Below are 19,623 nucleotides of genomic sequence, written 5' to 3' on the forward strand. Positions count from 1 at the left end.
CATGGGACGGGTCACCGAGCGCCGCCGCACCATCCGCATCCGGGACGGGGTGGTCTCCACGCGCCCCGACACCCTCGTCGCCGAGGAGCCCTTGGAGATCCGGCTGAACGGCAGACCGCTCGCCATCACGATGCGCACGCCGGGCGACGACTTCGCGCTGGCGGCGGGCTTCCTGGTCAGCGAGGGCGTGATCGGTGACGGCTCCGAGGTGCAGTCGATCGTGTACTGCGCGGGGGCGACGGCGGACGGTGTGAACACGTACAACGTGGTGGATGTGAAGCTCGCGCCCGGCGTGCAGGTCCCCGACATCACACTCGAACGCAACGTCTACACGACCTCCTCCTGCGGGCTGTGCGGCAAGGCGAGCCTCGACGCGGTCCGCACCACCACCCGGCACCCGATCGCCGACACTCCCCCGGTCCGGGTCGAGCCCGCGCTGCTCTCGGCCCTCCCCGACCGGCTCCGCGATTCGCAGCGGGTCTTCGACCGGACCGGGGGCCTGCATGCGGCGGCACTGTTCTCCGAGACGGGTGAACTGCTCGACGTCCGGGAGGACGTCGGTCGGCACAACGCGGTCGACAAGCTCGTCGGCCGGGCCCTGACCGACGACCGGCTGCCGCTGTCCCGGGCGATTCTGCTGGTGTCGGGGCGGGCCTCCTTCGAGCTGGCACAGAAGGCGGTGATGGCCGGGATCCCGGTGCTCGCTGCGGTCTCGGCACCGTCGTCGCTCGCCGTGGATCTGGCGGCGGAGACCGGACTGACCCTGGTCGGATTTCTGCGGGGTCCGTCCATGAACGTGTACGCGGGTGAGCACCGCATCGCCCTGGAGGCGACGGTCAGCCAGGGCTGAGGCGCCCGGCCCGTGACACGGGTCAGGGGTCCGGCCGGCGGGGAGCGCCCCCTGCGCCGGCCGGTCCGGCCCCCGTGGCGTCCGTCATCGGCGCCTTCGGGTTCGGGCGAGCGCCTCAGCTTGAGATTTAACCTCGCCGCTCGAACACGGCAGCCAGTCGGCGTCACGGCTCTGATGTGCGCCCCATATGCACCATTGCGCCCCGCTTTGAGTCGCCCCAACGGGCTTGCTCGCGGGGCGAGAAGAGCTGGTCAGCGCTGTTCGAATCTGGGGGTTAAATCTCAAGCTCAGAGCCTGTCGGGTGACCTCTGATCGGGCGGCCACGCCCTGGCACGCACGCTTCCCGCGTTGCCGAAATGCCCTAGTAGCTCCTTCCCCAAGTTCTCAGCTTCGTTCGAGCAGGGGAGACCCCATCCGAGGGCCTTCCGGCGCCTTGGAATCGCACGCACCAGACCGCGTCCGCTTTCCGATCGAAGGTCATCCGACAGGCTCTCAGCCCACCGAAAGGGGCTCCTCCGCCACCGCACCGCTCGCCGGAATCCCCGGGCGCTCCCGGAGTCCGTCCTGCGGATCCCGCGAGCGCCGCTTCGCGATCACCGCGCACACCATCAGCTGCATCTGGTGGAAGAGCATCAGGGGCAGCACGGCGAGGCTCGCGTGCGCCCCGAAGAGCACGCTGGCCATCGGGAGCCCGGACGCCAGGCTCTTCTTCGAACCGGCGAACTGGATGGCGATCCGGTCCCCTCGGTCGAAGCCGAGCCGCTTCGCCCCGTACCAGGTCAGCGCGAGCATCAGCGCGAGCAGCACCGCTTCGGCGGCGAGCAGCGCACCGAGCCTCGCCGGGGTGACCTGGTGCCAGATGCCGGCGACCACGCCCTCGCTGAACGCCGTATAGACAACCAGCAGGATCGAGCCCCGGTCGACATGGCCGAGGACCTTCTTGTGGCGGGTGAGGAGGCCTCCGATCCAGCGGCGCAGCAGCTGGCCGGCGATGAACGGGAGCAGCAGCTGGACCCCGATCCTCAGCAGCGCGTCGGCCGAGAATCCGCCGCCGCTGTTGCCGAGCAGCGCTGCGGCGAGCAGCGGGGTGAGGAAGATCCCGGCGATCGAGGAGAAGGAGCCCGCGCAGATCGCCGCGGGTACGTTGCCGCGGGCGATCGAGGTGAAGGCGATCGACGACTGGATGGTCGACGGGACGAGGCAGAGGAAGAGGAAGCCGCTGTAGAGCTGCGGGGTCAGGACGTACGGAACCAGCCCCTTGCCCGCCAGTCCCAGCAGCGGGAACGCGACGAACGTGCAGATCAGGACGGTGAGGTGGAGCCGCCAGTGCCTGAGGCCGTCGAGCGCCTCGGCGGTCGAGAGGCGGGCGCCGTACAGGAAGAAGAGGAGGGCGACCGCTCCGGTCGACGCACCGTCGGCGACCTCCGCGGCGGTCCCCGATGCGGGCAGCAGCGCCGCGAGCGCGACCGTGCCGATCAGCGCCAGGATGTGCGGGTCGATCGGCAGCCAGGACGGCAGCTTGATGGTGCGGCGGCTCATGTGCTCCACGTGTCTCTCGTTCAGGTCGTGCCCTCTCCATCCTGCTCTTGATCACCGCGATCGGGAATCCGGCATACCACTCTCACTGTCATCATGTTTCGCGATAGCCTGGGCGCTATGTACGATCCTGCACAGCTCCGTACCTTTCTTGCCGTCGCCCAGACGCTGAGCTTCACCCAGGCCGCCCGCCGGCTGGGCGTGCGGCAGTCCACGGTGAGTCAGCATGTGCGGCGGCTGGAGGACGCGACGGGGCGCCAGCTGTTCACGCGAGACACGCACCGGGTCGATCTCACCGTGGACGGTGAGGCGATGCTCGGCTTCGCGCGGACGATCCTGCAGGCCCATGAGCGGGCCGCGGCGTTCTTCACCGGAACGCGGCTGCGCGGGCGGCGACCGGCTGATCCGTGGCGTCGGCGGGATCAACGCGATCAGCGGCCGCGGCGGCGCATGACCGCACGCGTGCGCGGGGAGAATGGGCAGCAGGTACGGAACACCCCTGACCGTCATGACGGGAGTGGCCGAGGCGTACAGATCCGGTGGAGATTCCGGCGCGAGCTACTTACTCCACCGTCAGAAGCGCGCCCGAGCCTTGCCCATCTGGCCGGATATCTGTGGCTGACCTGTGCAGATGGCACGCTTTCCGGTCGTTCCGGACCCTCCCGCCGAGCCACCCGGTGGGGTAGCGTCACGGCGCTGTGCGGAGCGCCACAAGGAGCAGGTCATTGCGCGAGTTCACTGTCCCCCCCATGGCGGTCGCGCCCCAGGTAGGCGGGCTGGCCGATGCCGTCTTCGACTATGCGGAGGAGGATCCGCACCGGGTCACGCTGGGCCGGAAGGACGCGGACGGACACTGGCGTGATGTCACCGCGGCGACGTTCCGCGACGAGGTGCTCGCGCTCGCCAAGGGGCTGATCGCCCACGGTGTCCGGTTCGGCGACCGGGTCGCCCTGATGGCGCGTACCCGTTACGAGTGGACGCTCTTCGACTTCGCGCTGTGGACGGTCGGCGCCCAGTCCGTGCCGGTCTATCCGACGTCCTCCGCCGAGCAGGTCTTCTGGATGCTGCACGACGCCGAGGTGTCCGCGATCATGGTCGAGCACGAGGACCATGCGATGACGATCGCCTCGGTGATCGACCGGCTGCCCCAGCTGAAGCGACTCTGGCAGCTGGACTCGGACGCGGTGACCGAGCTGGTCGAGGCGGGCGTGCGTGTCGAGGACGAGGTGGTGCACCGGCACCGGCGGGCGGTGACGCCCGATTCGGTGGCGACCGTCATCTACACGTCCGGGACCACGGGCCGCCCCAAGGGCTGCGTGATCACCCATGCCAACTTCATGTTCGAGACGGACACGATGGCGTCGCGCTGGAAGTCGGTCTTCCACTCCAAGCCGGGCGACGAGGCCGCCACGCTCCTCTTCCTGCCGCTGGCGCACGTCTTCGGCCGGATGGTCGAGATCGCGGCGGTCCGCGGGCGGGTGAAGCTGGGCCATCAGCCGGAGCTGTCGGCGAAGGCGCTCATGCCGGACCTGGTGTCGTTCCGGCCGACATTCATCCTGGCGGTTCCGTACATCTTCGAGAAGGTCCTCAACGGCGCCCGGCGCAAGGCCGAGGCGGAGGACAGGATCGGGCCCTTCGACAAGGCCGTGGACGTAGCGGTGAAGTACGCGGAGGCGATGGAGCACCGAGCGTTCGGGACCGGCCCCGGCCCTTCCGCGGGGCTGCGGATGCAGCACCAGTTCTTCGACAAGGTCGTGTACAAGAAGGTCCGCGACGCGATGGGCGGCCGGATCCGGCACGCCATGTCGGGCGGTTCGGGGATGGACCGGCGGCTCGGTCTGTTCTTCGAGGGCGCGGGCGTCACGGTGTACGAGGGGTACGGACTGACCGAGTCCACGGCGGCGGCCACCGCCAATCCGCCGGAGCGCACCCGGTACGGCACGGTCGGTCAGCCGATCCCCGGCACCACCGTGCACATCGCCGACGACGGCGAGGTGTGGGTGCACGGCGCCAATGTCTTCGGCGGCTATCTGGGCAACCCGAAAGCCACCGCCGCGGTGCTGCACGACGGCTGGCTGGCCACCGGCGACCTGGGTGCGCTCGACGAGGACGGCTATCTGACGATCACCGGGCGGAAGAAGGAGATCCTGGTGACATCGGGCGGCAAGAGCGTGTCGCCGGCCGGTCTGGAGGAGCGGGTGCGGGCCCATCCGCTGGTGGCGCAGTGCATCGTGGTCGGCAACGACCGGCCGTACATCGCGGCGCTGGTGACCGTGGACCAGGAGTCCGTGGACCACTGGCTCACCATGCAGGGGCGGCCGCCGATGAACGCGGCGGACCTGGTACGGGACCCGGATCTGGAGATGGAGGTCAGGCGGGCGGTGGTCGCCGCCAACACGGCGGTGTCGCAGGCCGAGTCGATCCGTACCTTCCGGATCCTTGCGCATCAGTTCACCGAGGAGCACGGTCTGCTGACCCCGTCGCTGAAGCTGAAGCGGAAGGCGATCGAGACGGCGTACGCGGTCGAGGTGGACGCGCTGTACCGCTGAGGCAGGCCCGCGCCGCCCCGCCGGAGGTGAACAGGCGGTGACGGCCTTGTTGTCCGTCGATGCGCCCCAGCTCAGGTCGACGCTGTTGGCGGTGAGGCCGGATGCGGAGACGAAGGGGTGCTGAACGGCCGGTCGGAAGGGAATGCATGGCGCCTCCTGATCGTTGAGCATGGGAATACCAACCGACGACGTAAAGGATCGACCGCTCGTGAGCCAGGTCCCCTCCCTCACCCTCAACAACGGCGTCGAGATGCCGCAGCTCGGTTTCGGTGTCTGGCAGGTGCCCGACGACGAGGCCGCGAAGGCGGTCGCGAAGGCCATCGAGTCCGGGTACCGGAGCATCGACACCGCCGCGATCTACGGGAACGAGGAGGGCACCGGCAAGGCCGTCGCCGCCTCCGGTGTCCCCCGCGAGGAGCTCTTCGTCACCACCAAGCTGTGGAACCGCGACCAGGGCTACGAGTCGACGATGCGCGCCTTCGACGCCTCGCTGGACAAGCTGGGCCTCGACTACGTCGACCTGTACCTGATCCACTGGCCGGTGCCTGCCAAGGACGCGTACATCGACACGTACAAGGCGTTCGAGAAGATCTACGCCGACGGTCGCGCGAAGGCCATCGGTGTCTCCAACTTCCTTCCGGAGCACCTGGAGCGCCTGCTCGGCGAGACCTCCGTGGTCCCGGTGATCAACCAGATCGAGCTGCACCCGCAGCTCCAGCAGGCCGAGTCGCGCGCCTTCCACGCGCGGCACGGCATCGCCACCGAGGCCTGGTCCCCGCTGGGTCAGGGCAAGGGCCTCCTGGAGGTCCCGACGGTCGTCGCGATCGCCCGGAAGCACGGCCGCACGCCCGCGCAGGCGGTGCTCCGCTGGCACCTCCAGACGGGCAACGTGGTGATCCCGAAGTCCGTGACACCGTCGCGGATCGCGGAGAACATCGATGTGTTCGGCTTCGAGCTGGACGCCGACGACCTGGCCGCGTTCGCCGCGCTGGACGAGGGCAAGCGCCTCGGCCCGAACCCGGGCGAGTTCAACCTGGGTGCCTGAGCCCAGCCGTGGCACGACCGAATCACGCACGACCGCCGTCCGGGTCCCCCGCCGGACGGCGGTCTGTATGCGGGTGAACCGGAGGAGACACCATCATGAGCGCGGACACGGCACCCGTTGTCGCACCGGGTCTGTACCGGCTGCGCAATGTGGGCAGCGGACTGCTGCTGGAGGTTGACGGCTCCGCCAAGGGCAGCGGCGCCAACGTGCAGCAGGGCGCGGACAAGCAGGACGGGGCGGGCGGGCGGCACTGGCAGCTCTCCCCCGTGCACGAGGGTGCCGCGCTGTACCACCTGACCAATGCGCACAGCGGCAAGCGGCTGGATGTCGCGCAGGCCTCCACGGAGAACGGAGCCAACGTCCAGCAGTGGAAGGCCAACAACTACGGCGCCCAGGAGTGGCTGATCGAACAGCACCTGGATGCGCCGGGCACCGTGACGCTGGTCAGTTTCATCAGCGGACTCGTCCTGGAAGTGGCCGACGGCTCCACGGCGGACGGCGCCAATGTGCGGCAATGGGAGGACACCGACTCCCCCGGCCAGTGGTGGCAGTTGGAGCCGGTGCCGGGCACCTTTTAGGCGCGTCGGGCCAGGTGGACCGTGCGCGCCGTCAGCAGGAAGACGTCGGGGCGGTAGTGCAGTCCGGCCGGGTCCTCGGGGTCCAGCAGCCGGTCGAGTGTGGCGAGGTCGTCGGCGGCGAGTTCCCCGGCGAACATCTCGCGGCGGCGGGCGAATTCGGCGATGACATGGTCGCGCGCCTGGCCGGAGACGGGTGCGGGCAGGTCGAGCAGGAAACTGCGGGTGCCCTGCGGGGCCAGCCCCACCGCGGTGAACAGGGCGCTCCAGTCCTCGATCTCCTGCTTGGCGTCCGGGAGCGCCGCCCGCATCTCCTCGAACCACTCCGCGGTGATCGCGTCGAGCCTGGCCTCCAGGCCGGGCCGGCCGATGCCGATGTCGCGCGGAAGCTGACGGGGCGGCAGCCCGCCCTCGACGAGGGCGACGGTCCCGCCGGGGCGCAGCAGTCCGGCGAAGCCGGCGAGGACGGCGCGCTGGTCTCCCATGTGATGCAGGGCGTTGCCCGCCCAGATCAGGTCCGCCTCTCCCAACTTGGCCAGCTCGTCAGGGAGTTCGGCGTGCAGGGTACGGACGCGATCGCCGAGTCCGAGGCGTTGGGCGCGGGCCCGGGTGCGCTCCAGGAGCGCCGGAGTGCCGTCCACGGCGACGACTTCGGCCTCGGGGAACTCCTCGGCGAGCAGGCAGGAGATCACGCCCGGTCCGCTGCCGATGTCGAGGACCCTGCGTACCTGCGGGGCGGTGGGCAGTCCGGCGATCCAGTGGGCCGCCGCCGCGTACTGGGGGCTGCTGAGCTCGCCGTTCCGCTCCAGCAGCGGGCCCATGACGTCCCAGTCGAGGTCGGTGGTGTCGTGGTGGTGGCTGTGCCCGGTACGGTCGTGCCGGCCGTGGGTGCTGTCGTGATGAGGGCCGTGATCGGCGTGCTTCGTCATGCGGACAAGCCTCGCCGGGCCTCAGGCAGGTGGCGAACTTTGTTGCCGGTTCGGCAAGCCGCGGCCTCTCCGGTACTCCTGGGGGCTGACGCCGCGGCCGCGTTTGAAGGCGGTATCGGTGACGGAGCCTCAGAATGCGGCGGATCTTGAGGAGTTCGGCATGCCGGGGTCCGAAGCGGGCTTCCTGGCCGAGCTGTTCACGACACTGCTGGACGGTCACAACGCGAGGACGACGGACGGGGTGGAGCGCGTGCTGGGACGGGCTCCGAAGGACTTCGGCGCGTTCGCGCGGGAGGCTGCGGACGACGGGGCCTGGACGGTGACGTAAGGAGGTCATCTGTCGGACCCTCCTGGGGCCTCTCGTTCGGATCATGCCGGGTTCACGGGGTTCGGCATGCACATCTGCGGCGTTGTCCTCAGTCGCCGACGCTCCGCGGCGGGCCGCTCCCTGATCCAGCGCGATGCGCCATCGGTGCACCACCGGTACGCCGCATGGCCCGGAGACCCCCTCCCACCTGCGATGCAGCCTCGGACAAACCCCCAACCCCGCCGGACTTCAGCCCCTGCGCCGGAACGCCAGCAGCCGGTACTCCGGCTCGGGGCGCGGCCGGTCCGGCTCGGGCAGCGCCAGGAGCGCCGCCGCCAGCTCGTCGGCTGCCGCCCCCGGCAGCTCCAGACGCGAGACGAAGTAGCCCGCACGCACGCCACGCGCCGCACTCTGCGGTGTCCACCCCTGCCCGTGTCCGAGGAATCGGTTCTCCCCGACCACATCGAGCCCGGCCTCCGCCCCGTACGCGACGACCAGTTCCTCGGGGTCGGACGGGCTCGGGCGCAGGTACGGGGCGAACAGGTCGTCGATGTCGCTGCCCACGTCGTGCGCCGCGTCCTTGTCGACCGTGGTGACGAACACGCCGCCGGACCGCAGCACCCGTGCCGCCTCGGACACCACCGCCCGCACGTCACCCGCCCCCCGCAGCAGATGCAGCAGCCAGACGGTGCCCACGGCGTCGACCGCGGCGGCGGGCAGCGGCAGCCGCCGTGCGTCGGCCAGCGCCACGGCGCCGATCCGCTGCCGCGCGAACCGCGCCATGCCGTACGAGGCATCGGTGCCCAGCACCCGCAGTGCGGGCCGGGCCAGCGCCATCCGTTCGGTGACCAGTCCCGTACCGCAGCCGATGTCCAGCAGCGTGCGGGCGGACTCCGGGACCAGCCCGAGCAGAGCGCGGGCCGCCGCCTCGGCCCGGGGCACGCCGCCGCGCGTCGCGTCGTATGCAGCTGCCTCAGCGTTGTAATCCAGCATGAGGGCGACTGTAGGACAACCACCCGGCATCGCCGGACAGAAAAGGCAGGGCCGTATTGCCGTCTCGCCGGGGGCACACAACGTGCGCCCATGGAACCGGAGTTACGCCGCCTGCGGACCGTACGTGCCCTCGCCGGCACCGGAAGGCTCTCCGAGGCGGCCGCTGCGTCGGGGCCGGCCCGGCCCGCCCTGAGCGCCCGATGATGTGGTCCGCCGCGGCGCCCGGCGAATGCGGCGCCTCCGTTCGGGGTGGCTAGGTGCGGTCCGGCGCGGCGCCCCGACGAGCGCGGCGCCCCCGCTCCGTCACGCCGCGCCGTGCCCCGCGGCGATCGCCTCCACGCGCGCGGCAAGTTCCAGGTCGTTCTCGGTGACCACCCCGCCCGCATCGTGCGTGTTCACCGACAGGGAGACGGTGTTGTAGCCGAGCGTCAGATCGGAGTGGTGGTTCAGCTCCTCCTGGATCTGCGCGACATGGATGGTGAGTCCGGCGGCGGCGAAGTGCGAGCGGAACCGGTATCTGCGGGTGATTCGGTCCCCCTCCAGCGCCCAGCCGGGCAGCTCGCGCAGCCGGTCCTCGATCTCTTTCTGCGACAGCGGTTCGGCGGGCATGGTGCGACTCCCTCACAAGGTCGGTTGTCGATGGGCCGTGCCGGTGACGTTACGGTCTCCGTATGACAACTGTCGCGCTTGACACGGGGGTAGGGCCACTGCTGCGCAGTTGGCGGGAGCGGCGCCGACTGAGTCAGCTGGAGCTGGCACTGCGCGCGGACTCCTCGGCCCGCCACATCTCCTTCATCGAGACGGGCCGTTCCCGCCCCAGCGAGGAGATGGTCCTCCGGCTGGCCGAGCATCTCGATGTGCCGGTCAGGGAACGCAATGCCCTGCTGGTGGTGGCCGGTTATGCGCCTCGTTACGCGGAGACCGCGCTCGACGATCCCGCGATGGGTGCGCTGCGCGAGGGCATGGAGCAGCTGTTGCAGGGATACGACCCGTATCCGGCGCTCGTCGTCGACGGGACGTATAACGTGGTGGCCGCCAATCGGGGTATCGCCATGCTGCTGGAGGGGGTGGCCGAGCACCTGCTCGCACCTCCGCTCAACGCCATGCGGCTCACCCTCCACCCGGAGGGTCTGGCTCCGCGGATCCGTAATCTGCGGGAGTGGCGGGCCGACCTGCTGGCGCAGATGGAACGTCAGATCGCGCTGGCCCGTTCGGCGGAGCTGCGTGAGCTGTACGAGGAGGTCGCCTCCTATCCCGTACCGGAGAGCGCCGACGGGCAGGACGAGCCGGCGGGACCACTGTCGGCACTGTCGTTCGCGCTGCCGATGGTGATCGAGCACGACGGGCGGGTGCTCTCGTTCGTCTCCTCCATCGCGACGTTCAATACGCCGATGGATGTGACGGTGGCCGAATTGGCGATCGAGACGTTTCTGCCCGCCGATCAGGAGACCGCCGCGTATCTGAGGTCGCTCCCGTTCTGACAGTCCGCGTCCGGTGTGTCACCCCTTGGCGAGGGGGCGGGTCCACGGTGCGTCGGTTCGCGCCAGGACGGTGGCCGCCGCACTCGCCGCGGCCAGGATCGCGACGGCGAGCAGCAGCGGCAGCGTCGGGTGTCCGTGCAGGACCGCGGTGGCTCCGGCCACGGCGCCGAGCAGCATCGCGCAGGCCGAGGTCACCCGGCGCCCGGCCTTGTTGCCGGCGCCTCCGGTGAGGTGGCTGTCGGCGGCGATGGTGCGGGTCAGCACGGTGGTGGTGAGGTCGGGGACGGCGAGCGCGCGGGCGGCGGTGTTCTGCACGCCGAGGCCGAGCGCGAGCAGCACGATGAGGGTGAAGCGGACCCCACCGGCGTACGGACTGCCGGACACCTGGGTGACGATCACGGCGGCTGCGACGAACACCGTCTCGGCGAGGAGCGCGTACTGCAGGTTCCTGCCCCGGTGGGTGCGGGTGCGGTGCACGACCAGGCCACCGAGCAGCGCCCCGGCGGCGAACGCGGCGAGCGCCACGAGCGACGCGGCGAGCGAGAAGCCGGGGGCTCCGGCGAACGCGAACCCGGAGAAGACCACATTGCCGGTCATGTTCGCGACGAAGACCCGGCCGAGTTGGAGATAGCTGACGGCGTCCACCAGCCCGGTGACGACGGTCAGGGCGAGCATCAGCGGGGGCAGCGGCCCGTGCCGGTCCGTCATGTCCGGTACGAGGGTGGCCCATGCCTCACGCAGCATGACGCGCATGGGCACGCTCCAATCACCGGGACGGAATCAGGATTGTGCCGTGACCGGGGTGCGGAACACAGGACCGCCGCGACGTGTGCCGCCCCCGCCCCGGTGGGCGGGGGCGGCACACGCTGCGGGAGCGCGAAGCGGTTACACGCGCGCCCCGTTGTCGAGCGGGTCCCGGCGTTTCGTCCCCGCGCCGGACGTGCGCCCGGGGGCCCGCTTGCGGGCGGGCGGCGGGGCCTTGCTGCTCTTCTCCAGGGTGAGTGCGACCGGTACGGCGGTCATGACCGAGGAGTACGTGCCGACGCAGATACCGATGAGCAGGGCGAGCGCGAAGTCCGCGAGGGAGTCGCCGCCCAGCACGGCGAGAGCGGCCAGGATGAAGAGGGCGCCCATGCCGGTGTTGACGGTTCTGGGAACGGTCTGCAGGACGGCGCGGTTGGCGACGGTCGCCACGGGTACGCGGCGCGCCTTCGCCCACAGTTCGCGGACTCGGTCGAAGACGACCACCGAGTCGTTGACGGAGTAGCCGATGACGGTGAGGAGTGCGGCCAGGAAGATGCCGTCGACGGTGCGGCCGAGCCAGGCGAACGCGCCGACCAGAATGATGACGTCGTGGACGAGCGCGGCGACCGATGCCAGGGCGAACGTCCAGCGGAACCGGACCGCCAGATAAGCGAGTTGCACGAGGACGGCGATGGCGAGCGCGATCAGCGCGTTGCGCCGCAGTTCGTCGCCGAGGCTGGGGCCGATGAGTTCGTCGCGGACCTTGGTGGTGTGGCCGCCCTCCTCGGCAAGGGCGGCACGCAGGGCGTGCTCCTCGTCGTTGCTGAGGTCCCCGGTCCGTACGGAGAGGTCGCCCGCGCCCGCCGTGGTGACCTCGGCGTCGCCGAACCCCGCGCCGGCCAGGGCAGTGCGGGCGGTCTCCACGTCGACGGGCCGGCTGGTGGAGTACTCGACGAGCCGGCCGCCGGTGAACTCCACGCCCAGATTGACACCCCGTACGACGATGCCGAGGACCGCGACGGCGATCAGCGCCGTGGAGATCAGCAGCCAGCGGCGGGGGGACCGGAACAGCTGCGGATCACGGCGGGCCAGCCAGGTCCGTACACGGCCGGGGCGGGCGATGCCGTTGACGTTCCGGTAGTCGCTGACGAACCGCGAGCGGGACGCGATCTCGGTGAGGGCGCGAGCGATGACGAGCGCCGAGAACATCGAAGCGAGAACACCGATGGCGAGCGTGACTCCGAAGCCCTTGACCGGTCCCGAGCCGAGGAAGAAGAGCAGACCGGCCGCGATCAGGGTGGTCACGTTGGAGTCGGCGACCGCGCTCCAGGCGTTACGGAATCCGGCGGTCATCGCGGAGCGCAGGGAGCGGCCGGGATGTTCCGCGTACTCCTCCCTGGCGCGTTCGAAGACCAGCACGTTCGCGTCGACCGCCATCCCGATGGCGAGGACGAATCCGGCGAGTCCGGGGAGGGTGAGGGTGACGCCGAGAGCGACCAGTGCGGCGTACGAGATGACTCCGTACGCGGCCAGGGCCATCGCGGCGAGGGCGCCGAAGAGCCGGTAGACGAACGTGATGAAGAGGGCGGTGGCGGCGGCGCCGATGAGGGCGGCCTGTGCGCTGGCGTCGATGGCGGCGGCGCCGAGCGTCGGACCGACGGTCCGCTGTTCGACGATCTCGATGGGAACGGGCAGCGCGCCGCCCTTGATGAGCAGCGCGAGATCGCGGGCCTCGTCGGCGCCGAAGGAGCCGGTGATCTGTGTGGAGCCGGACGGAAGGCCGACATTGCAGCCGACGGACGGGGCGACCTGGGGCGAGGAGATCACCTGGTCGTCGAGGACGATCGCGACCCGGCGCCGATCGTCCTGAACGGGATGACAGGCGGCTTCGCCGGTCAGCCGGGTCCAGTCCCGGCCCGCGCCCTTGTGGAAGTCGAGGGCAACGGTCCAGCCGGCGCCCTGCTGGGCGTCGAAGGAGGCCCCGGCGTCCTTGACGCCCGCGCCGGTGAGCCGGGCCGGGCCGAGGGCGAGAGGGCGGCCCTCCTCGTCGGGCAGCGTCAGCCCGGCGGCCTTCCCGTTCTCCTGTTCCGTGCCGGGACCCTGGACGGCGTGGAAGCTGAGCTGGGCGGTCCTGCCGATGACTTCGGCGGCCTTGCGCGGGTCCTGGACGTCGGGCAGTTCGACGATGATCCGGTCCTCTCCGGACCGGGTCAGGGTCGGCTCGGCGACGCCGAGCGAGTCGATGCGCTGGCGGAGCACCTCAAGGGTTCGGTCGGTGCTCTCCCGGTCCGCCTTCGTGGTGGCGGAGTCCTTGGCCTGGAGCACCAACCTGGTGCCGCCCTGAAGATCGAGGCCGAGTCTGGGTGACATGGTCAGCGTGATGAGCACGGAGACGAGCAGCACGGCCGCAGCCAGAACCGCTCGCACCGTGGTGGCGCGAGTCATGGAAATCCTCCGAGAGGGACGCCGGCCGCACTCGCCTCGGCGAGGACGCGGCGTCAGGTCTGTCGAGCAGAACGGTGGCCGGGGGAACGGTCCGTCCTCGGAGGGCCGCGTACGCCGGGGAGCGCCACGCGGAGGGGGTCGGCTGCGAAGGAGGGGGTGTCCGGGGCCCGTTGCCGAGCCGGAAGCGGTACGAGGATGCCGGGCGCCCCCGGCAGCAGGGCGCCGCCGGGGCCGGGCGGCGGGAGCTGGTGCTGGATGCGGATGTGGTCGGTGGCGACCCAGGGGCGGGGAACGGCCGGGAGAACTGTGCGGTCGTGGCCGGTCGCCGTGGCCGTGCGGGTCCGCCGGGTGTCGTGCGGGTGGCCGGGGCGGGCGGTCCGGTCGGTGTGCTGGGCGGACGGCGGAACGACGGCCGTGTGCGCGGCGGCGGGCGACGGACCGGACAGGGAGCGTGGCGGGGTTACGGCTCCGGCGGCCGCGACGGCCGCGGACGCGCCGCCGACGACGGTGAGCACGACGAGAAGGAACACGACCAGGGCCTGACGGGCCGCTGTCGCGTGCCCTCGGCGCGCCGTACGGTGTGCCGGGCTGTCCGGTCGCCCTCTCGGAGGTGTGTTCCCCGGGGGCGTCCCCGGGAAGGTGGTCACCTCGCCGGGCCGGGCAGCGCCGGTGCCGCGGCAGCGTGCCGGAGCGCGGAGCTGAGGATCAGCCCCGCGCCGCGGACCACCGTGGTGGCCGGGTCGTCGGCGAGCCGCACCGGAACCCCGAGGCGGACCGCGATCCGGTTGGTGATGTCGGGGCGCAGGGCACCGCCTCCGGCGAGCAACGGTCCCTTGCGCAGGGCTCCGAGGACCGCGCCGTGCCGGTCCTGCTGCCACATCTCCATGATCATGTCCAGTGCGGTGCGGACGACGGCGGTGGGCGGCTCGGCGGGTCCGAGGTCGCTGAGTCCGGTCTCGGCCTGGCGGGCGTCCCGGACCATTCCGTCGACCAGGAGGGTGACCTCGGTCAGCTCGGCGCCGATGTCGACGACGAGCAGCGGGCCGCCGTCCTGCGGCCCGGCGTATGCGGCGGCGGCCCTGGCGCTGTTCAGCACGATGACGCTCGTCGGCCCGAGTGCGGCGAGGAGCTCCCGCGCCTCGGCGCGGTGTTCGGGCCCGGCGAGGACCGGGTGGCTGAGGACGATCAGGGTCTCGCTGCGGTCGGCGCCCAGTGCCGTGTCGGCGATGCGGCTGAGCATCCGGCCGCAGGACTCGGGGTCGACGATGCGCCCGCGCCGTACCGGACGGCCGTGACCGCGCCCACCCTCGGGATCGTCGGTGGACTCGGCGTCGGTGACGATGCCGAGTCCGGGGATCCAGGCGCGGGTGCGGGAACTGCCGAGGTCGAGGGCGAGTCCGCGGGTGACACCGCGGTAGCCGTTGCGGACGGACCGGCCGTGTCGCCGTCCGTCGTGCGGAGAATGCATCGTCCCTCATCCCCCGGCCTGCCGCAGCAGCCGTTCACACACTCGTCGGCTCGCCGATAGCGAGGCATGACCGAGCCCTCACTATGCAATAAGAAGGCAAAGAAAGCCACTCTCAGGCAAAATCCAAGGGCTCGGCGCGCCCGCCCGTCCACCCTCGCGGACGGCGCCCGCGTGTGAGCCCCTCACACCTCCGACGGCAGGAACTCGGCGATCAGTTCGGCGAACTCGTCCGGTGCGGCGATCCGCACGCCGAGGTCCTCCGCCTTGGTGCGCTTGGACCCGGCCTTCTCTCCGGCGACGAGCAGCGTGGTGCGCTTGGAGACGCTGGACGAGGACTTCCCGCCGGCCCGCTCGATCAGCTCGTTCATCTGGTTCCGGGAGAGCTTCTCCAGCGCCCCGGTCATGGCCCCGGTGACGACCACGGTCATTCCGTCCAGCGGCCGTTCGGCCGCCGTCTCGCCGTCCGCGTCGGCGGCAGCCGCGCCCGTGCCCTCCCCGCCCGGCTCCGGCGGCGGCGTCGCGCCGGGCTCGACCATGGTGACCCGGGCGGCGACCAGCTTCTCGATCAGCGGGGCGAGCTCGACCAGCTCCGCGACCACCCCGGCGGCCTTCTCCTTGCCGATGCCGTCGACCTGCTGGAGCGTGTCGACGTCGGCGGCGCGGATCCGGTCCATGCTGGCGAAGTAGCGGGCGATCCGCCGCGACATGGAACGCCCCGTGCCCCGTACGCCCAGGGCGCAGAAGACCCGGGAGAGCGGGCGGGTACGCGCCGTCTCGATGGCGGCCAGGAGGTTGTCGGTGCTCGTCTCGCCCATCCGCTCCAGGCCGAGCAGCTGCTCGCGTTCGAGCGTGAAGAGATCGGCGAAGTCGGTGACCAGCCCGGCATCGACGAGCTGGACGACGCGGGTCGCGCCGAGGCCCTCGATGTCGAGCTGGTCGCGGCCCGCCGCATACGAGATGGAGGCGACGAGGCGGCAGTCGCGGCCCCGGACACAGCGCCAGCGCTGCTCGCTCGTGTCGATCTCGGAACCGCACTGCGGACATGTCTCGGGGAAGACGATGGGCTGCTCGTCGCCGGTCCGCAGATGGGCGACCGGGGCCTCGATGCGGGGGATGATGTCGCCGGCCTTGTAGACCATCACCCGGTCGCCCAGGCGCAGATCGCGGCGGGTGATGTCGGCGGGGTTGTGCAGCGTGGCGTAACTGACAGTCGATCCGTCGATCTCGACGGGTTCCAGCACGGCGCGCGGGGCGATAATGCCGGTCCTGCCGACGTTCCACTCGACGCCGAGGAGCCGGGTGACCTTTTCGACGGCCGGGAGCTTGTACGCGATGGCCCAGCGCGGCGCCCGGGTGCCCGAACCGGCCTCGCGCTGGTCGGCCGCGAGATCGGCCTTGATCACGATGCCGTCGATGCCGAACGGCAACGAGGCGCGCAGCGCGGCGATTTCCTCGACCCGGGCCTGCACCTCCTCGACCGTGGTGACGGTGCGCGGCGCCACGTCCGTGCCGGCCGCGGTGTGCACGCCGAGCCCGGCGACGTACCTGAGGACTTCGCTGTGCGGGAGTCCGGCCAGCGTGTCGGTCAGCTTGCCGGACTCGGGCAGCGGCAGGGCGCCGTACGCGAAGAACGTCATCTCGACCGTGTAGGGGCGGTCCTTGGCGCGGAGGGTGCCCGCGGCGCCGTTCCTCGGGTTGGCGAAGGGGTCGCCGCCGTGCTCGGTGCGGGCCGTGTTGGCCTGTTCGAACTGCTCGTTCGTCATCAGGATCTCGCCGCGGACCTCTATCGTCACCGGCTCGCCGAGCTGCTCCGGGAGCCCGACGACGGTGCCGACCGCATGCGACACGTCCTCGCCCGCCGTGCCGTCGCCCCGGGTGATCAGGCGCTCCAGGCGGCCCGACCGGTAGCGGGCGGCGACCGCGAGCCCGTCGAGCTTGGGCTCCACGCTCCACGCGGCGACCGGTCTGCCGATCCGGCGCTCCAGGGACGCCGTCCAGGTGGCGAACTGCTCGGCGGAGAACACGTTGTCCAGGGAGAGCATCGGCACCGTGTGCGGTACGTCCCCGCCCGCGGCGCCGCCGGCCACCTTGCCGGTCGGCGAGGCGGCCAGCACGTCCTGCGGGTGCTCCTCCTCATATGCGGCGATCCCGCGCACCAGCCGGTCGTACGCGTCGTCGTCGAGCGTGCTCTCGCCCGCGGCGTAGTACGCGGCGGCGGCCGCCGACGCTTCTTCGACCGCGGCGGCGTAGGAGGCGGCATCGGCGAGCACAACAGCTGAGTTCGTCATGGACCCCATCCTGCCGTCCACCACTGACAATGCTCCTCAGAGCCTGTCGGGTGACCTCTGATCGGGCGGCCACGCCCTGGCACGCACGCTTCCCGCGTTGCCGAAATGCCCTAGTAGCTCCTTCCCCAAGCTCTCAGCTTCGTTCGAACAGGGGAGACCCCATCCGAAGACCTTCCGGCGCCTTGGAATCGCACACACCAGACCGCGTCCGCTTTCCGATCGAAGGTCACCCGACAGGCTCTCAGCCGGCCTGCGCCGCCGTCCCGTCCGCCCCGCCGGAATCATCGGCGTCGTCCGAAGTCAGCGGTACCTGCGGTCCGGAACACTCCCGCAGCCAGCGCCGCAGCACCTCGTGCACCTGCTCGGCCCCCACCAGCTCCGCACCGTCCGCACCCGGCCCCGCCGATATGAGGGAGGTCACCGGCTCCGACATGGTGGGCGAGTGGAGCAGGAACGGCCGGGACTGCTCACCTCCCAGCCCGCCGTGGGAGCCGATCTGTTCCTCGAAGGCGTGCACACAGCCCGTGGTGGGGTCGTACATCGAGTTGACCATCACATCGGCGACATGCGGGAAGGTGTCGGTGCGCCGCACCGCGTCCGCCGCGCCCGGGCCGAACGGCTCCAGCAGGCCTTCCCCGTCCGCCAGTTCCGACACCGGTGTCTGTGCGCCGCCACGCCCCAGCACCACCGATCCGTGCAGCTCGCTGCGGACCAGCAGGAAGCCGATGCCGGGGTGGTTGGCGAGGGTGCTCAGCAGCGCGGGATGGCGGCGGTCGAGCTGTTCGCGGGTCGCGCGCCCGTCGATGCCGGGGAAGGAGATCAGGCCGAGATTGCCGGAGGCGAGGACGACCGGGTCGGACGGGGTCGCGGCGAGTTCCGCCTCGCCTTCCTCGACGGGCCGGTGCAGGGCGATCCGTACCGCGTCCCGCGCCTCCGAGCCGCTCTTCGTACGCTGCGCCCGCCGGGGCACGGGCAGCCCGCAGCCCGCCCGCACCAGGTCCTTGAGTGTCAGCCCGTACGCCCCGGCGAAGGTCTCCCCCGGGCTCTGTCCGTGGTCGGAGAGCAGCACGATCCGGTAGCGGCGAGGGGTGTGTCCGGCGACCTTGACGATCAGGGCGAGGGAACGGTCCAGGCGCGCGAGGACCTTGTCCGCGTCGCGGCTGTGGGGCCCGGAGTGGTGCGCCACTTCGTCGTACGCGACGAGGTCGGCGTAGACGGCGGTGCGTCCGGCGAACATGTCCCCGATGAGCGCCGCGACCACCACGTCACGCTCGACGACGGTCGCGAAGGCACGGATGAAGGGGTAGAGCCCGCCGCGCTTGATCCGGGGTGCGTCCTTCCGGATCCGCGCCCGGGTCGACTGGCCGATCTCCCGGCCGACCTCGGCGACGAACGACAGGGCGGTACGGACGGCGTTGGCCGGGTCGGAGAAGTACGCGAAGTAGCCGGCCCGGGAGCGGCGCCCCTTGCCCCGCCGGGCAGCCATTGACAGGACGAGGGCGAGCTGGTCGGCGCCGCCGCTGAAGAGGTTTCCGCGGCTGGCGCCGTCGAGGGTGAGCAGCCCGCCGTCACGGGTGCGCACGATGGCGCGGCGCTGCAGTTCGAGGGCGCTCGCGGGTCTGCTGGAGACCATGACGTCGCCGGTCTCCTTCTCGTACCAGCGGAAGGCGGGGATGTCGAAGTTGCTGCCGTGCAGGATGCCCAGCTGGCTGGCTCCGGTCTGGCTGGACCAGTCGGTGCGCCACGGGGTGAGCCGGTGGCCCGACCCATCGGCGAGCCAGTGCGCGACGGTGGGCATCAGACCGCCCGCGGCGGCCCGCGCGAGGACGTCGTGGCCGACGCCGTCGAGCTGGATGAAGACCGTGCCCGGCGGTCCGCTGCGGCCGCCGTCCGCGCCGCTGCGACGGCGGCGCCGGTCGGCGAGGCGGGAGAGCCTGCGTCGGTAGGCGTTGTCGTCGCGGACGGCGAGTGCGGTGGAGGTCGCGGAGGCGACGGCGGACATCACGGCGGCGACGACGACCGCGGTCTCCGGGTTGGCGGCGCCGCGCCCGTCCGGTATGAGCCGCAGGGCGACGAGCAGCAGCGAGCCGTTGAGGAAGAAGACCAGCATCCCGAGGACGAGGGCGGGCACGATGAGCAGCGCCCGCACGAGGACCGGCCAGACCAGCGCGGAGAGCAGACCGAACGCGCCGGCGCCCCAGGCAGCGGTGAACGCGATCTTGGTGAAGCTGTCGCCGTTGTCCGACTGGAGCTGGAAGTCGGGCAGAATCCCGGCGAGCACCAGCATGGTGAGGGTCGAGACGGCCCACACCACGATCACTCGCATCAGGGCGCTGCCGGCCGTACGCCATCGCCCGTTACCCACGCCGTTCCCACCTCACACGTCCGGGCCCTGCCGTTCCGGACCCGGCCC

The 19,623-nt window shown here is 71.2% G+C and carries 16 protein-coding genes and 1 pseudogene; 7 read left to right on the forward strand and 10 right to left on the reverse strand.

Annotated elements, in window-relative coordinates:
• Position 1 precedes the first annotated feature (1 nt).
• Positions 2-850, forward strand: coding sequence for a formate dehydrogenase accessory sulfurtransferase FdhD (gene fdhD, locus ACWD6R_RS03580; RefSeq protein WP_451817174.1), 849 nt, complete (start codon positions 2-4; stop codon positions 848-850).
• 492 nt (positions 851-1,342) lie between these two features.
• Here fdhD and ACWD6R_RS03585 read toward each other — a convergent pair whose 3' ends face one another.
• Positions 1,343-2,389 carry a bile acid:sodium symporter family protein gene (locus ACWD6R_RS03585; protein ID WP_451817175.1) on the reverse strand — a complete coding sequence of 349 codons (1,047 nt, stop codon included), beginning with the start codon at positions 2,387-2,389 and terminating at the stop codon, positions 1,343-1,345.
• 117 nt (positions 2,390-2,506) lie between these two features.
• Here ACWD6R_RS03585 and ACWD6R_RS03590 point away from each other — a divergent pair.
• The 4 genes and pseudogenes from ACWD6R_RS03590 to ACWD6R_RS03605 all read left to right on the forward strand — a co-directional run.
• A pseudogene (locus ACWD6R_RS03590) lies at positions 2,507-2,779 on the forward strand (LysR family transcriptional regulator); the annotation flags it as partial.
• 356 nt (positions 2,780-3,135) lie between these two features.
• Positions 3,136-4,935, forward strand: coding sequence for an AMP-dependent synthetase/ligase (locus ACWD6R_RS03595; RefSeq protein ID WP_451817176.1), 1,800 nt, complete (start codon positions 3,136-3,138; stop codon positions 4,933-4,935).
• A gap of 208 nt (positions 4,936-5,143) precedes the next feature.
• Positions 5,144-5,980 (forward strand): aldo/keto reductase, encoded by an 837-nt coding sequence (locus ACWD6R_RS03600; protein WP_451817177.1) that lies wholly within the window; start codon positions 5,144-5,146, stop codon positions 5,978-5,980.
• A 95-nt stretch (positions 5,981-6,075) separates the two neighbouring features.
• Positions 6,076-6,558 (forward strand): RICIN domain-containing protein, encoded by a 483-nt coding sequence (locus ACWD6R_RS03605; RefSeq protein WP_451817178.1) that lies wholly within the window; start codon positions 6,076-6,078, stop codon positions 6,556-6,558.
• Here the strand turns inward: ACWD6R_RS03605 and ACWD6R_RS03610 are convergent.
• Entirely contained in the window at positions 6,555-7,484 is a 930-nt protein-coding gene (locus ACWD6R_RS03610) for a class I SAM-dependent methyltransferase (RefSeq protein ID WP_451817179.1), read from the reverse strand. The two genes, ACWD6R_RS03605 and ACWD6R_RS03610, sit on opposite strands and share 4 nt — an antisense overlap.
• A gap of 118 nt (positions 7,485-7,602) precedes the next feature.
• On the opposite strand from ACWD6R_RS03610, the gene ACWD6R_RS03615 reads away from it, so the two are divergent.
• Positions 7,603-7,812: a hypothetical protein gene (locus ACWD6R_RS03615; RefSeq protein WP_451817180.1), complete on the forward strand. Its 210-nt coding sequence runs from the start codon at positions 7,603-7,605 to the stop codon at positions 7,810-7,812.
• Between the two features lie 228 nt (positions 7,813-8,040).
• Here ACWD6R_RS03615 and ACWD6R_RS03620 read toward each other — a convergent pair whose 3' ends face one another.
• A complete protein-coding gene (locus ACWD6R_RS03620; protein ID WP_451817181.1) occupies positions 8,041-8,784 on the reverse strand; it encodes a class I SAM-dependent methyltransferase in 744 nt (247 codons plus the stop codon).
• A gap of 303 nt (positions 8,785-9,087) precedes the next feature.
• Complete coding sequence (locus tag ACWD6R_RS03625) at positions 9,088-9,393, reverse strand: 4a-hydroxytetrahydrobiopterin dehydratase (RefSeq protein ID WP_406423197.1); 306 nt, start codon at positions 9,391-9,393, stop codon at positions 9,088-9,090.
• A gap of 62 nt (positions 9,394-9,455) precedes the next feature.
• Here ACWD6R_RS03625 and ACWD6R_RS03630 point away from each other — a divergent pair, with 62 nt between their 5' ends.
• Complete coding sequence (locus ACWD6R_RS03630; RefSeq protein ID WP_451817182.1) at positions 9,456-10,265, forward strand: helix-turn-helix domain-containing protein; 810 nt, start codon at positions 9,456-9,458, stop codon at positions 10,263-10,265.
• Between the two features lie 18 nt (positions 10,266-10,283).
• On the opposite strand, the gene ACWD6R_RS03635 is transcribed toward ACWD6R_RS03630, so the two are convergent.
• The 6 genes from ACWD6R_RS03635 to ACWD6R_RS03660 form a co-directional block, all read right to left on the reverse strand.
• Positions 10,284-11,018, reverse strand: a complete 735-nt coding sequence (locus ACWD6R_RS03635; protein ID WP_451817183.1) for a YoaK family protein — start codon at positions 11,016-11,018, stop codon at positions 10,284-10,286.
• A 132-nt stretch (positions 11,019-11,150) separates the two neighbouring features.
• Positions 11,151-13,454, reverse strand: a complete 2,304-nt coding sequence (gene secD / locus ACWD6R_RS03640; protein WP_451817184.1) for a protein translocase subunit SecD — start codon at positions 13,452-13,454, stop codon at positions 11,151-11,153.
• Positions 13,455-13,507: 53 nt separating this feature from the next.
• On the reverse strand, positions 13,508-13,984 hold the full coding sequence (locus tag ACWD6R_RS03645; protein ID WP_451817185.1) for a hypothetical protein: 477 nt from the start codon (positions 13,982-13,984) through the stop codon (positions 13,508-13,510).
• Between the two features lie 113 nt (positions 13,985-14,097).
• The gene (locus ACWD6R_RS03650; protein WP_376663301.1) at positions 14,098-14,922 is read right to left on the reverse strand and encodes a rod shape-determining protein; all 825 of its coding nucleotides are present in this window, start codon (positions 14,920-14,922) and stop codon (positions 14,098-14,100) included.
• Positions 14,923-15,104: 182 nt separating this feature from the next.
• Positions 15,105-17,219 (reverse strand): NAD-dependent DNA ligase LigA, encoded by a 2,115-nt coding sequence (ligA, locus tag ACWD6R_RS03655; RefSeq protein ID WP_451817214.1) that lies wholly within the window; start codon positions 17,217-17,219, stop codon positions 15,105-15,107.
• A gap of 232 nt (positions 17,220-17,451) precedes the next feature.
• Positions 17,452-19,575 carry a phage holin family protein gene (locus ACWD6R_RS03660; protein WP_451817186.1) on the reverse strand — a complete coding sequence of 708 codons (2,124 nt, stop codon included), beginning with the start codon at positions 19,573-19,575 and terminating at the stop codon, positions 17,452-17,454.
• Between the last annotated feature and the right edge of the window lie 48 nt (positions 19,576-19,623).

It is taken from the genome of Streptomyces sp. NPDC005151, assembly GCF_053599875.1.